At 63.7% G+C, this 12,877-nt stretch carries 8 protein-coding genes and 2 pseudogenes; all 10 read right to left on the reverse strand.

The window, feature by feature from the left end; all coding sequences use genetic code 11:
* Window positions 1-414, reverse strand: a pseudogene (locus tag A5764_RS17700) (hypothetical protein); the annotation flags it as partial.
* Window positions 415-1,532: 1,118 nt separating this feature from the next.
* The gene (locus tag A5764_RS17705; protein ID WP_067114887.1) at window positions 1,533-2,087 is read right to left on the reverse strand and encodes a hypothetical protein; all 555 of its coding nucleotides are present in this window, start codon (window positions 2,085-2,087) and stop codon (window positions 1,533-1,535) included.
* Between the two features lie 169 nt (window positions 2,088-2,256).
* Window positions 2,257-3,558, reverse strand: coding sequence for a hypothetical protein (locus tag A5764_RS17710; protein WP_156664736.1), 1,302 nt, complete (start codon window positions 3,556-3,558; stop codon window positions 2,257-2,259).
* A gap of 113 nt (window positions 3,559-3,671) precedes the next feature.
* Window positions 3,672-5,201, reverse strand: coding sequence for a KamA family radical SAM protein (locus A5764_RS17715; protein WP_231989744.1), 1,530 nt, complete (start codon window positions 5,199-5,201; stop codon window positions 3,672-3,674).
* A complete protein-coding gene (locus A5764_RS17720; RefSeq protein ID WP_067114900.1) occupies window positions 5,198-6,571 on the reverse strand; it encodes an FAD-dependent oxidoreductase in 1,374 nt (457 codons plus the stop codon). The genes A5764_RS17715 and A5764_RS17720 overlap by 4 nt, the downstream gene beginning before the upstream one ends.
* Window positions 6,572-6,582: 11 nt before the next feature.
* The gene (locus A5764_RS17725) at window positions 6,583-6,804 is read right to left on the reverse strand and encodes an acyl carrier protein (RefSeq protein WP_067114891.1); all 222 of its coding nucleotides are present in this window, start codon (window positions 6,802-6,804) and stop codon (window positions 6,583-6,585) included.
* Window positions 6,801-8,375, reverse strand: a complete 1,575-nt coding sequence (locus tag A5764_RS17730; RefSeq protein ID WP_067114895.1) for an AMP-binding protein — start codon at window positions 8,373-8,375, stop codon at window positions 6,801-6,803. Before A5764_RS17730 ends, A5764_RS17725 begins: the two co-directional genes overlap by 4 nt.
* Window positions 8,376-8,446: 71 nt before the next feature.
* The gene (locus A5764_RS17735) at window positions 8,447-9,736 is read right to left on the reverse strand and encodes a beta-ketoacyl-[acyl-carrier-protein] synthase family protein (protein WP_067114897.1); all 1,290 of its coding nucleotides are present in this window, start codon (window positions 9,734-9,736) and stop codon (window positions 8,447-8,449) included.
* Window positions 9,737-9,804: 68 nt separating this feature from the next.
* Window positions 9,805-11,313, reverse strand: a complete 1,509-nt coding sequence (locus A5764_RS17740) for a sugar transferase (RefSeq protein ID WP_067114899.1) — start codon at window positions 11,311-11,313, stop codon at window positions 9,805-9,807.
* A gap of 1,435 nt (window positions 11,314-12,748) precedes the next feature.
* A pseudogene (locus tag A5764_RS17745) lies at window positions 12,749-12,877 on the reverse strand (type VII secretion protein EsxI); the annotation flags it as partial.

Consider the following 12,877-nt stretch of genomic DNA (forward strand, 5'->3'; position numbering starts at 1 on the left):
CCGGTCGACGACGTTGGACGAGGCGTGGGGCTGAATCACGTCAACCGCGAATCCGTCAATGCCTACACTTTGTGCTTGGCCAATCTCCGTTCGCAGATCCGCCAGCTGCCAATCTTGCACGTCGCTGTGGGCGCGTGGCAGCGGCCTATCCCTCAGGAATCCGCCATATGCGGCGTGTTCGCCGTTTTCACCACCCACCGTCAGGTATTGCGTTGCGTAATAATCTTTGTCCCCATCTTTGTTGTCTATCGATATGGGGAAGTTGGGCATGTAGTGCGCGAAGACTCTTCGTGGAGTCCCTGCCTCGTTCAGGTTGAAAGGCAGGTACATCGTGCCCGCCGTCGCCTGCACAGTCGTCGGGTAGGTGCAGTGCGATACCCACGCCAGGCTCAGGACTGCGGCCAGCACCACCACGCCCGCCCAGGCGGACGGACGACGGAGAGCCCGCGACTTCATGAGTAGGGGCGGAAGCCTGGCTTGGACGCATGAGAAGGCTTCAGCGACATCATAATGACACAGTCTACGGGTTTGCCCGTATTCTGCTTACCGGAAATATGCTGCATACCAAAGACGTGGCGCGCGCTGTGCACCGACACGAATCCCAAAGTGGCGCAGCTGATACCGTACACCAACGTAAGCGCCAGCATAGCGGCGACGCGGCAGACCGCAGGCAGGATTTCCCCCCGGCAAGAAACGGCGCGCAAAGGCGTCATACACAAAGTCAATGGTGCCGCCGTGCCGAGAAGCCCGAACCCGGCCTCGATCGCTGGCGCGGTTGTAAATCTACTTGCGTACGTCAAAGCGCCCAGTAGCCCACACGCAATGCCGCTAAACGTGACAACAGTTGACCGACTCGGCTCACGGTGGTCGACGAACCAGGCAAGCGCCGCCCCTGTCGCGGAACCGAAGACGAAAAGCGCTAAGCCCATGGCGACCCTCAATTACGTTCTGCGCGTTCAACATTTCGCGAGACAGAGAATGCCATCAGCATGCCCAATAGGACGCCGGCAAGGACACACACGAGATAACCTGCCAGGCCAAATATTGATTGCGTCGGTGTTACTGAGACGGCCTGCGTCGCGACGGCGCTAATGCTTGCCGCGGCCCCACCTGCGCTAACCAAGACCGTCTTCACCGAAGCTCGAATCGGCGCAACAACCGCGAAGCCGATCAACACCGCCGCAACTGCGGTAATCACGAGGGTGGCCGCAAGCGCACGCCCCGGCCAGATGTGATGGACCCAGTAGCGTAGGAGGCCCCCAGCTGATGCGCCCGCCGCCGTCCATGCCAGCCGGCGCACATGCGTTCCTGGTGGTTTCGCCACACGATCGACAGTAGACGAATGGCGCAGGACCTTCCGTGAAACGAGTCGGTCCAACTCGAGCCGTCCTACGTCGGGAGCTGAGATCATTGCCGTCCGCCCTGTTACGCCGACATCCGTGATAGTCCGATCATGGCGCGGCTGTCGCACTGTGGCGCCGGCGGCGCGACGAACGACCCGTAACGCCAATGTGTTTGACCGCTGCTCGCCATTAGACCCGCTGGCTCTGCGCCCATATTTCGGTGAACCCCACACGCGAATCCGTCAAACCTTGGTCCGAGTAGGCCTCGAATGTGGCGAACGACCCGGCCCAATCGGCGATGCGCTGATCTATCACGGTTTGGTGCTCGCCGTCCGGCAGCTCGATATCCGCACGCTCGCCGTTGATTTCGACCTGCGCCTCATAGACTTGTGTGCCGTCCTCATCGAGGGGCACCTGAAAACGCTGCGATTGCAACGTTTCTAGCTCACCCGGTACCGAGCCATCGGGGGGCCATATCCCGAAAGTCCACAGATTCGGTGTGATCACCAGATGCACCGAAAACGGGCGATGCAAGGCGCCATGGGAGATCAGAAGTGCCATCGCGCCCCGTGTCCCACCCCGCTGGGTAAACGTCCAGCGAGCACCAATGGTCGTGACCTGCCCGCCCAAGTTCGGGGAAGTGTAGTAGCCGGCCGCGCGGCCATCGACCGTGGACGCATTCGTCAGCTTGCCGCCCGCAACTCTTAGCATCGTCGGAACATTGTCGGGCGGGTTGGTCGTCACCAAGGCGGGACCGGGGCCAAACCTCGCCGGGGCCGGACCATCTCGCAGGACTTGAAAGTTCAGTCGCGCCTCACCGACGCTTGCGGTCGCGCGTGGACAACACATTCCGAGAGCCACCTGGAACGCAAGGCTCAGCGCAAGGAGCCGACGATACAACGCCACGCGCGCGTCAGCTTCCGCTGCTTAAGCGACGCCCGCGTCCGCGTTGCTTCTCTGCTGGATTAGTCATCGACGCCCCCGCCGCGATGTCCACCGAGGACACGCGAGCGCGCGCCTTCCACGGTGCGTAATAGACCAGCCCAAGCGAGGACACCAGGAAAGTTGCTACCACCAAGCCGACGGCGACCCCGCTTGCGCTGCGGAACAAGAATGCGGCGCCCGTGGCAGCCACGAGCGTCACGATCATCGACGCGATCTTGAAACGCATTACGTCCGAGCTTCGATTCAGCGCCTTAAGAAAAATAGCCAACGCGAACGCAACCGCGTTTGCGCAATACTGGACTACCACTATCGGAACCACATGCTGGGCCGGCTCGAACGATGGCCCCAAAAGATAGGCTCCCACCCTGACCGGCAACCAACACAGCACCGCCCCTCCCACCGCAGCCAACGCTGCAATGCCGGCCAACCATCGCAATGAGGCGTGCCAGACGGCCTGCGGTTGTGCCGAGTCGCGGGTGCTTTCCGAGATAACGATTACCTGCAGGGCGGCCGCCAGGATGGCAATGGGGGCCAACAGAACCGTTGCGCCGCGAAGGGCCGCGGTGGCCGTCGGGTTCAACATAGCCGCCGCCATTGCCAGAACCAGGAAGACGGTAATCTGCTCGAGCCCGGCGTCGATGCCATACCTGATGCGGTGTTGCCATCCAGCTCGCGCCCACCGCCCGAAGCCATCGAGCCGGGGTAACACCCGAAGATCCGCCGCCATACCGGCGAACGCAACCAGCCCGAGGGCCGCCCATCCCCCAATCAGCCACGGCACTGTGGAGAGCTTTAGCCAAGCCGAGACAAGAAGCACAACAGTTCCAACGAACCAGACGCCATCCCAGGTCGCCGCGACGTGCGGTCTGCCCTCAGAGATTGCGACGTACCTCAAGATGTCCTGGCACAACACGATAGGCGCGGAGATGGCGAGCATAACTGCAGGCAGGCCGACTCCGTATCCGAAGACCACCATCACGCCGAGCACGGCACAACCGACCGCCAGCCCGGCAAGCAGCGCGAACGAACCCTCCTGGCGTATTCGCTCGGTCGTTTGATCTGCTTTCAGCAGTAGTGGAGTTCCCACCGCGCCGCGCTGAGCCCCGACTATGGCGACCAAGGCCGTGATCATGAGCACGATCTCGCCGAACGATTCCGTCGTAGAGGCAACTGCGACAGCGAATGTGAAGATCCCGTTGCTGGCGCTGGAGAAGACCTGGTCGACCGCCGCAGACAAGACGCGTGGCCTGTTGTTCAATGTCGAGGGCATCGCTCAGCCTTGCAACATGTCGTAGTCACATTCACCAACCGACCGAGGGTTCGCCGAACCAAGCGGGAAAACCGATACCATCCAGACCATCTCTGTCTCACCCACCGGAGTGATCACATCGTGTGGCCTTTCGACGACGGGGTCACCGAAGGTGCGCCTGGGGTCGAAACCGGATCGTCGCCGCCGTCCGAGGCGAGCGCGACCGAGCCGTCTTCCACCGAAAGTGCCGCGTCGCAAGGCAGGTGGCTATTTTCCCGCCACCACGCCCGGCCCGATGCCGGCAGGGTGTCGATCGGGTCGTAGAACGGGTAGACACGGGTCAAGGCGTCGACGTCCGATCCATCCAAACCAGTGCGGTAATTCTTGGTCCAGTACGAGATGCCCAAGCGCCGGTCGTAACGCACCACCTGATGGACCCACCGCTTCCCGACGTAGGGAACGTCGCAGACAATGCGTGGCGTCGCGAAGCCGGGCAGATAACCCATGATCGAAAGCTGCAGCTGTTGAGCTTGCCACAGTGGCGTCCGCCAGTGTTCGGCGTTGGGGATCATGTCGCACATATAGAAGTAGTACGGTAAGACATTCGCCTCGCCCTGCAGCGCGAAGCACAGGTCGAGTAGGTCGTCGGCGGTGGCGTTCACCCCACGCATCAGCACACCCTGGTTGCGCACGTCTCGCAGCCCTGCGTCGAGCAGCGCGCGCGACGCCTCCGCGACCAGCGGGGTCACCGACTGCACATGGTTGATGTGGGTATGCATAGCCAGGTTGACACCGCGCGCGGCGGCAACGTGCGCCACGCGGTTGACCCCGTCGACCACCGTCGCTTGCAGCCAGTGCTGCGGCAGGGCGGCCAGCGCCTTTGTCGCCAAGCGGATGTCGCGGATGGTGTCAATCTCGAGCAATTGCGTGACAAACGATTCCAGCCGCGGCCAGGGGACGTTCGCCACATCCCCGCCGGAAACCACGACATCGCGCACCGTCGGTGTGGCGCGCAAGTAGTCCAGCATTCGGTCGTACCGGTCGGCCGGGTGCAGGGTCAGCCTGGCCTTGCTGACCGTTGGCGTGGAGTTGCCGACCAAATCCATCCGCGTGCAGTGCCCGCAATATTGCGGGCAGGTCGAAATCATTTCGGCGAGCACCTTGGTCGGGTATCGATGGGTGAGTCCTTCCACCACCCACATCTCGCTCTCGTGCAGTGAATCTCGCTCGGCGTACGGATGCGAGCCCCACTCCGGCTCGCGATCGCTGAGCAGCGGCAGCATGTAGCGGCGGATCGGATCGGCGTAAAAGGCCTCGGTGAGCCCGTCGCGGTCCGGCGCGCCGTTGGGAGCCATGGTGTTCAGCATCTGCGGCGGCAGCAGCATTGACATGGTGGCCCGTTGCTGCTGATCGGCGGCCAGGTCGGCATAGAACCGCTCATCGAGCAGGTCGCCTACCACGGCGCGCAGCTGCCCGATGTTCTTGACGGAGTGGGCCCGCTGCCATTGCGCATCCCGCCAGTCGGACTCGGTGACGGTCGCCCAACCCGGGTAACGACGCCAATCCGGTTCCCACAACTGCTTGCGTACATAGGTATACGGCTGATCGATGGCCGCGGTGAAACCGATATGCGGGGGGTCGGTGAGTTCGGTGAGTAATGTCATCGCGACATAACCTTTCGCGAAACGGCGGTCGGTTCAGCGCCGTGGATCAATTCCGTCGCGACCCGTTGGCCCGACCTGATCGCCCCCTCCATCAGCCCGAAGAACTCCAGGCTGGTTTCGGTGCCCGCCCAGTGGACTCGGTCGTGAGGTTCGGTCAGCGTCGGACCGAGCCGCAACCAGTCGCCGGGGCCGAACAGGGCTGCGTAGCATCCCCTGCTGTATTCCTCAGCCAGCCAGTCGGTCACAGTGCATCGTGTCGGCGGCGGTAACTGCGGAAAGAGCCGATGAGTGTGGGCCTGGGCCGCCTCGCGCTGCATTGCCGGCGACAGCGCGCTGAAGGCCGACGCCGCCGCACCGGTGACGAATCCCGTTAGCACACCCGCGGATTCATCCGGTGGAGAATCATCGACCGTAGATAGCAGCGGTCCGTGCGCACTCACCGACCACCCGGACAAGCCGTCCTCACGCCAGATCGGAGCCGGATAGCTCTGATGTACCTTGACCGCGCACCCACGGCCGGTGGCCGGGGTCGCACGTGGCGCGGGCAGAGCCGGCCGGAACTCGATCCGCTGCGCTAACAGCGGCGGCACCGCGACGACCACGCGGTCGGCTCGATACTCGGACCGCGTGCCATCAACAGACGAAATGGTGTGCACCACAACCGCTTCAGTGTCCTGATCGATCGCACGGACCGCCTGCTGCAATTGCACACGCTCGCCAAGCCGGTCAGCAAGCGCCCCGCACAGCAGGTGCGATCCGCCATCGATCCGCCACTGCTGGGCCCCGCCCTCGAAGGCATTGAGATACCGGATTCCTCCGCCGGAGCGCAGATAAAAGGCCATGTGCAGAACGGAGATCGCGGCCGGGTCGGCGGCCATCATCTCGCCGATGAACAGCGGGAAGAAGGTCTGCGCGTCCGGATGCAGGCCCTCGTCGGCAAGCCACTGCGCGGCAGACAGCCGATCCAGACGTCCCGCCTGTGGGCTCTGCCATGGCGCATCAGGCCGGACCTGCGCGACGAGTTCCTCGAGCCGTTCGAAGAGATCGCCGAGCGCGATCGCGCTAAGCGGGGGCACCCGACCCGCAGAAGTCGTTCGCCGTTCCGACACCAGGAATGTGCTATGCCCGGCCATCCCTGTGGAGACGACGTCAAGTCCGTGCTCCCGCAGCAGTGCGAGCAGTTCGGTGTGCCGCACACCGAGGTAGGCAGCGCCCCCATCGGCGAAGACCGTCGCGGATATCGGAATGCCGTGCATCCGGCCGCCTACCCGGTCACGCGCCTCCAGCACCGTGACTTCCGCGCCCGCCGCCGCCAACTCGACCGCGGCGGTCAGTCCGGCCAGGCCGGCACCGACGACGACCACGCGCATGTCTCCCCCGATCACGGCGCTGAGGCGGCGACTTTAGCGAATAACCCCTCCGCCGAGGGGTCATCGACGAAGTCCTCGAACAACAACTCCGTCCCGAATTCCCGGGCAATCGCACTGAGCACGCGGGTCGCCAACAGCGAATCGCCGCCCAGTTCGAAGAAGTCGGAACTCGGGTTCACCTCGGAGGTGTCGAGGATCCTGCTGAAGATTTGAACGATGTAGTCGGCGCTCATCGGCCTGCTCCTTTGCTGTCATAGTCCGCGGCTGCGCGTCGCGTTGCCGCTCGATCAACTTTTCCGCTGGATGTGTAAGCCAGTGCGGTAACGAACTTCACTCGGCTGGGCACGAATTGGCTGGGTAGGCGCTCACGCAAGTAACGTTTCAGCTCCGCCGGAGTAATTTCCCCGGCCAGGGCAACGTAGGCGGTCAACGACGTGTGCCCGAGCATGCGCTCGCCGACCACGACGGCGCCCGCGACCGCCGGGTGGGTGTTCAGCTGCGCCTCCACCTCTGCCGGATGAACGCGGACACCAAGGACTTTCACCTGCTCGTCAGCGCGGCCGCGCGAATACAGCAACCCGTGCTCGCCGCGGCTGACCATGTCGCCGGTGTGGAACCACCGCGTCGGCCCGAAGCCGTGATCGGCGACCGGGAATCCCTTGCCGGTAAGTTCCGCCAACCCGAGGTACCCGGTGGCCAGCGAGAGGCCCGAGATCAGCAGTTCACCCTCTTCGGTGACGTAATCGCGGACGTGTGGCAACGGACGCCCCAGGGGCGCCTCGGCGTCACGGGCCGCGACTTCTGGTTCGGTGCCGGGGCCGGCCAGCTGCACCGCGTGGGTGATCATCGTCGTTTCGGTGCATCCGTAGGTGTTGAGCAACCTGACGTGCGCCACGTTCAGATCACGCCACTGCCCCAGTCGCGTGGGGTCGATCCGTTCGCCGCCGATGATCACCAGCCGGACGCTGTCTGGCAGCGCCGCGCGCTCCTCGTGCAGGAAGAGCACCAGTTCGTGCCAGAACGCCGTGGGCAGGTCGATTACGGTGACCTTGCGTTCTGCCAGCATGCGGACAAAACGCGGGAACGAGCCGGAATGGGCCTCGTCGTCGAAAACCAATGTCGCCCCGCCGGTTAGCGCGGGCAAGATCTCCTCCAAGCAGGTGTCCCAGCCGAGGGAAGCGAACTGGAGCACGCGGTCCTCAGGAGTGATTGCGAAGAGGTCGCGCAGTGCTCGCACCGTGGCCGTGAGGGCACGGCGCGAGACCACCACCGGCTTCGGTGTCCCGGTAGATCCCGAGGTGCACAGCACATACGCCGGATCGCTCCGGTGCCATAACGGTTGCGGCAGGTCGGTATCCGAAGCTTCCGGGTCCTCGTCGAGCGTCTCAACCCGCAAGTTCATCGGTTCGCTCGCGTCCGGGGCCGGCGCAAAAAGTCGGTCGACTCCGAGTGCCGCGGCGAGCGCCTGTTTACGGGCGACCGGAAGAGTCGCGTCGATCGGGCAGTAGGTGGCGCGCGCTTGCAGTATTCCAAGGAGGTGCTCCACCACAGCGGGTGTGTGGGAGACCAATGCGCCGATCAGACCCGATGGCCCGTCGGCGTCGAGCCGGCGTGCGAGGTAGCGCAATGCGGTAAGACGAACCTGCTCCGCGAACTCTCGATACGTGATGGCGGTCCCGTTGTGCTCGATCGCAGAACGGTAAGGCCAATCTCTGGCCGCAGCGGCGAAGTCCGCCACCACGTCACCGACGGAGTCGATGTCGGGAGCGGCGATGCCACTATCGGATAAGGCTATGTGCGCCATGGCTTCCTAGTCTTCTAGTACGGGGTTGCTATTGGTTTTGACCGGTCTGTTCCCGGAGGTGGTTGGTAACCTCATGCCTCCACAACGGAATCCGGTGCGCCGCGCCGGCGGCGTGTGGATGGGGGGCCGAAGACCAGGCTGACGTTGTGCCCGCCGAAGGCGAAGGAGTTGGACATCGCGATCTCGACGGATTTCGCCACGGCGTTGTCGCGCAGATGGTTGAGATCGCACTTGCTGTCGGGCTGATCCAGGTTCTTCGTCGGAGGCAGTTGCCCGCGTGCCAGCGCGAGGACTGTTGCCGCCGCCTCGATGACGCCAGCACCCCCGAGGAGGTGCCCCGTGACCCCTTTCGTCGAGCTCACTAACGGCTGGTCGTCGCCGAACACGGCGCGAATGGCCTTCACCTCGGCAAGATCACCGACGCGGGTGCCGGTGCCGTGGGCGTTCAGGTAACCGGCTTCGCCGGGCACCACACCTGCGTTGCGCAACGCGATCCGCATGCTGGCGGCGATGCCGCTGGCGTCGGGGCGTGGGATGGCCAGATGGTATGCATCGCTCGTTGCGCCCCAACCGATCAGATCCGCGTATCCGCTGCCACCACGGGCGTCGACGAAATCCGCGCGTTCGATCACGAGCACGCCGCCACCCTCACCGACCACGAAACCGTTACGGTCACTGTCGAATGGCCTGCTCGCGGCGGTCGGGTCCGCCCATCCGGAGGCCAGCGTTCCGGCGTTGTAAAACCCGGCCAGACCGGTGGGCCCGAGCGGCCCCTCGGTGCCGCCGCAGATCACCACGTCGGCGTCACCCGCGCGGATCAGCCGCAGCGCTTCGGCGACGGCTTGTGCGCTGGCCGTGCACGCTGAGGCGATCGAGTGACTCATACCGCGGATGCCGTGTTTGATGGTGATCCGGGATGCGGCCATGTTCGGCAGGAACCCGTTGAACAAGTGGCGGTCCACCGCATCGAACCCGTGCTCGTTCTGCAGCAGGGCTTGCTGTTCGAAGGTCATGGTGCCGCCGGTCGCCGTTGCTATCACCGCTGCCACGCGCAACGGGTCGACGTCGATACCGATCCGAATCCCCGAGTCCGCGATCGCATCGTCTGCCGCGGCCACGGCCGTCACCGAAAAGCGGTCCGCGAAAGGGGCATCCTTTTCCGGCAGGACGTCGAAAGGGTCGATTGGCGGCGCGATGCCGAGCGCGTCGACAAGCCCCTCGGCGAAGTGTCCCTCCGGCGGGCGCACCAGCCCGGAGGTCGGAGTGCATAGCGCCGAGAAGAACTCGTCGATTCCTCGCCCGACCGGCGTAACTAACCCGATTCCGGTTACAACCGCGCCCGGGAGGAGATTTCGATGCATGCGCTGCCTTTCCGTCTTTTTCTCTGTTGGGCTGCGGAAACCTTGCTTTGGACGATCCGATCGCACGCTCAATATGCGCCCGATCTACAGAAGACCGCCCCGACCGTCTTTGCCGCGATCGCCAAATCGCTTAGCATTGACCAGTTTTCGACGTAGGACAGATCTAGCCGCACCGAGTCTTCCCAGGACAGGTCGGATCGTCCGCTGACCTGCCACAGTCCGGTGATGCCTGGACGCACTAGCAGCCGGCGCCGCACCCGGTGGTCGTAGGTCTCGACTTCGCACGCCAGGGGTGGACGAGGTCCGACGACGCTCATTTCCCCACGCAGTACGTTAAAGAACTGCGGGAGTTCGTCGATGCTGTACCGGCGCAGAATCCTGCCCACTCGAGTGACTCTGGGGTCCCTGCGGATCTTGAACAACACACCGCCGACGCTGTCGTTGAGATCGGTCAACTCCGCCAGTCGCTGGTCGGCATCGACAACCATGCTGCGGAACTTGATCATCCGGAACGGCGTACCGTCCAGCCCGATTCGTTCGGCGCAATAGAAGACCGGGCCCCGGCTGGTCAGCTTTACCGCCAGGGCGGCAGCAATCATGATCGGCGATGCGGCGAGCAACGCAAGCAGCGAGAAGCAGACATCGAACGCCCGCTTCTGGAAACGCTTGGCCCCTTGATACTGAGGCTTGTCAACGTGGATCAGCGGTAGGTCGGCCACCGGCCGCACAGTCAGCCGCGGGCCAGCCACATCAACTATTCCCGGCGACACGACCAGGTCGACAGCGAGCTTCTCCAATTGCCACGATAGGTCACGGATGCCTTCCGGCCCCAACTCCGCCGCCGAGGTCAACGCGACGGTGTCGGCCCGCGATGCTGCGATCGCGTGTCGAATGTCGTCCGCGTATGGGAATACTGGGACCGGCCCGAGTCCGGGGACGACGATGTTTTCAAGCTGCCGACCACCGAGAGTGCAGGCACCGACCACTGTGTAACCATCGGCCGGACGTCGGCTCAACGATTGCGCCAGGAGCGTCACCGATATGGGCTCGCCGACGGCGAGGACGGCGGTCGTGAAGCGACCACGACGCCTCTGTGCTGCCAGGTACATGCGGGCCACGTGGCGATTGACGGACAACGCCAGGAGGCCGAGCGGAAACGCGATTGCCAGATAACCGCGCGCGATCTCGAGCTTGAAAAGGGTAGATATAACGGCGATAACGCCGAACATTCCCAAGGTGGCCGTCCATACTCGACGGAACTCCTCGGGGCCAGCTCCGATCACTTGCTGCGCACGGGTGTGGTAGATCGCCAGGACCAAGGTCCACGCCAAGATGATCGCGATGGAGACCGCCGAGTAGGCGATCGACGCGGATCCCGTCCACAGGCTGCCGCTCGTTACGTTCCCGAATCGGAGGATGTGCGCCGCCGCCACGACTCCGGTCACGACGATGATGTCAGAAGCCGCAAGCCAATTGCCGTAGCCTTGCTGCCACCGCGCACGAAGGGACTTCGGAATTGCAGGTAGCGCCGTGGGCGCTTTGAAGCCGGATGTCTGCAGCGGAGTCACTGCGGCCATCTCAGTGACGCTTGCTGCCGCGGTGCGCTGCGAACGTGGGCGGGACGATATTTGGGAATCGCCGGCGCCGACCTCATTAGCATCGGTTAGCGCCTCGCCAACCGATGGTGAATCCGTCTGCTCCAACAGCTGCCGAGTATCTGGTTTCGCGAAAAGTGATGTCACGGCTCAGGCTCCGCTTAGAAATCCATACCCGGCTTAAAGCGCAGCGACCGCGTTAGCGGCTGCCGCGGCCATATTCCCAGCGCCCATGGCAGAGCCGACGCCTTGCAGGTCTGCGGCAGCGGTCCCCAGCATCGCCGGCTGCGTGGTTGCGAAAGACATGTGCTCCTCCTAATGAAGCAGGCCGAGCGGACCGCGCTTAACGCGGCGCCGGGCTGTAATACCGACGATGCTCTTGTTGGAGAATATACATACTTTTCGTCTCGCTGTCTCCTTATCAAGCAGACTTGGAGTCTTTAGATCCGATCATTACGTTTGATAGCCCTGGATTGCACTCGGAAAACGGACTAGACGTCCGTGGTCGTGCCCCGACCGAGGACCGACCTCGCGCCGCTCCCGCGCGCCTAGGAGCACTGGCTGTCCTCAAGTGCGGCGAGATGGCCGCTTGCGGCCAGCGAGCGGCTAAGCCTCCGTCAACGCATGCGCGACGCATCGCGGCAACACAAAAGGTCGAGTCCCACCACCGAAACTCAAGTCCAGCCGCACCGCCAACAAGCTCGCCGTCGGCTCGATCGGGTCAACCCAATCCACAAGCAGTGCAATGGAATCCCCGTGTGAGCGGATACTCGGTCGAACAGGTCCGTGCTGAAGAACCCCCGCTACGTGTCGGTCGAGCCGCTCGTTCGGCTCGATGGTGACGTCGAACTTCGACGTTCCCACGACGTCACGAATATCGTGTAATGACCGGTCCCCAGCCAAGGCCCGTCGGCAAGGTCGTGGGGACGCAGCGTGCCGGCGACGGTGATGTCGATGACTTTCGCTCCCGCGGTGCACCACTGCGAACGCCGGAGGATCGATTTGCCGGAATCGCCGATTGGGTGTCCTCACGCTTGACCGGACATTGCCAACCAGCGGGGAGTAGGTCGGCTAGAAGAGCTGCGGAGTTTCCGCTGTCTGAAAATGGATGGCACAGTTTAGGCTCCGCTCGACAACCGCATATCCGAGGCACGCTTGCGACAGCATGCGAATCGAGGCGGACTTCAACAGCGACGTGGGTTTTCGACGAGCGGCAGGTGACGCGAACTGCCCCGGGTGCAGCTGAATGAGGTATTCGTTTCAGGGCCACGGACTTCAAGACGCGCTCAGCGAAACCGCCTGCGCTGGACCAGCTTGCGAGCAAGCCGCGTTATGCCGTTCGACCTCGACGATCGTCACCCACTGAGACATCGTTGGGTGTACATCATTCACCGCACCCGGGGCCATCGCGATGCTGTCAGGCCCAGCTGGAGCCGACGGCGCTGTCGGTGCTGGCCATGTTGCTGCCGGCGCTTTGCACCTTCTGGCCGTGGGAGTTGGCCTGCTCGTAGATCACCTGGAAGTTACGACCCAACTGGGTGATGAA

The organism is Mycobacterium sp. 852002-51057_SCH5723018, from assembly GCF_001667035.1.
GTDB lineage: Bacteria > Actinomycetota > Actinomycetes > Mycobacteriales > Mycobacteriaceae > Mycobacterium.

What these genes read in the sequence shown, in the direction of transcription:
- A5764_RS17710 (WP_156664736.1), bottom strand. Translation starts at nt 3,558, where the DNA reads ATGCCCTCGACATTGAACAACAGGCCACGCGTCTTGTCTGCGGCGGTC.
- A5764_RS17715 (WP_231989744.1), bottom strand. Translation starts at nt 5,201, where the DNA reads ATGACATTACTCACCGAACTCACCGACCCCCCGCATATCGGTTTCACC.
- A5764_RS17720 (WP_067114900.1), bottom strand. Translation starts at nt 6,571, where the DNA reads ATGCGCGTGGTCGTCGTCGGTGCCGGCCTGGCCGGACTGACCGCCGCG.
- A5764_RS17725 (WP_067114891.1), bottom strand. Translation starts at nt 6,804, where the DNA reads ATGAGCGCCGACTACATCGTTCAAATCTTCAGCAGGATCCTCGACACC.
- A5764_RS17730 (WP_067114895.1), bottom strand. Translation starts at nt 8,375, where the DNA reads ATGGCGCACATAGCCTTATCCGATAGTGGCATCGCCGCTCCCGACATC.
- A5764_RS17735 (WP_067114897.1), bottom strand. Translation starts at nt 9,736, where the DNA reads ATGCATCGAAATCTCCTCCCGGGCGCGGTTGTAACCGGAATCGGGTTA.
- A5764_RS17740 (WP_067114899.1), bottom strand. Translation starts at nt 11,313, where the DNA reads ATGGCCGCAGTGACTCCGCTGCAGACATCCGGCTTCAAAGCGCCCACG.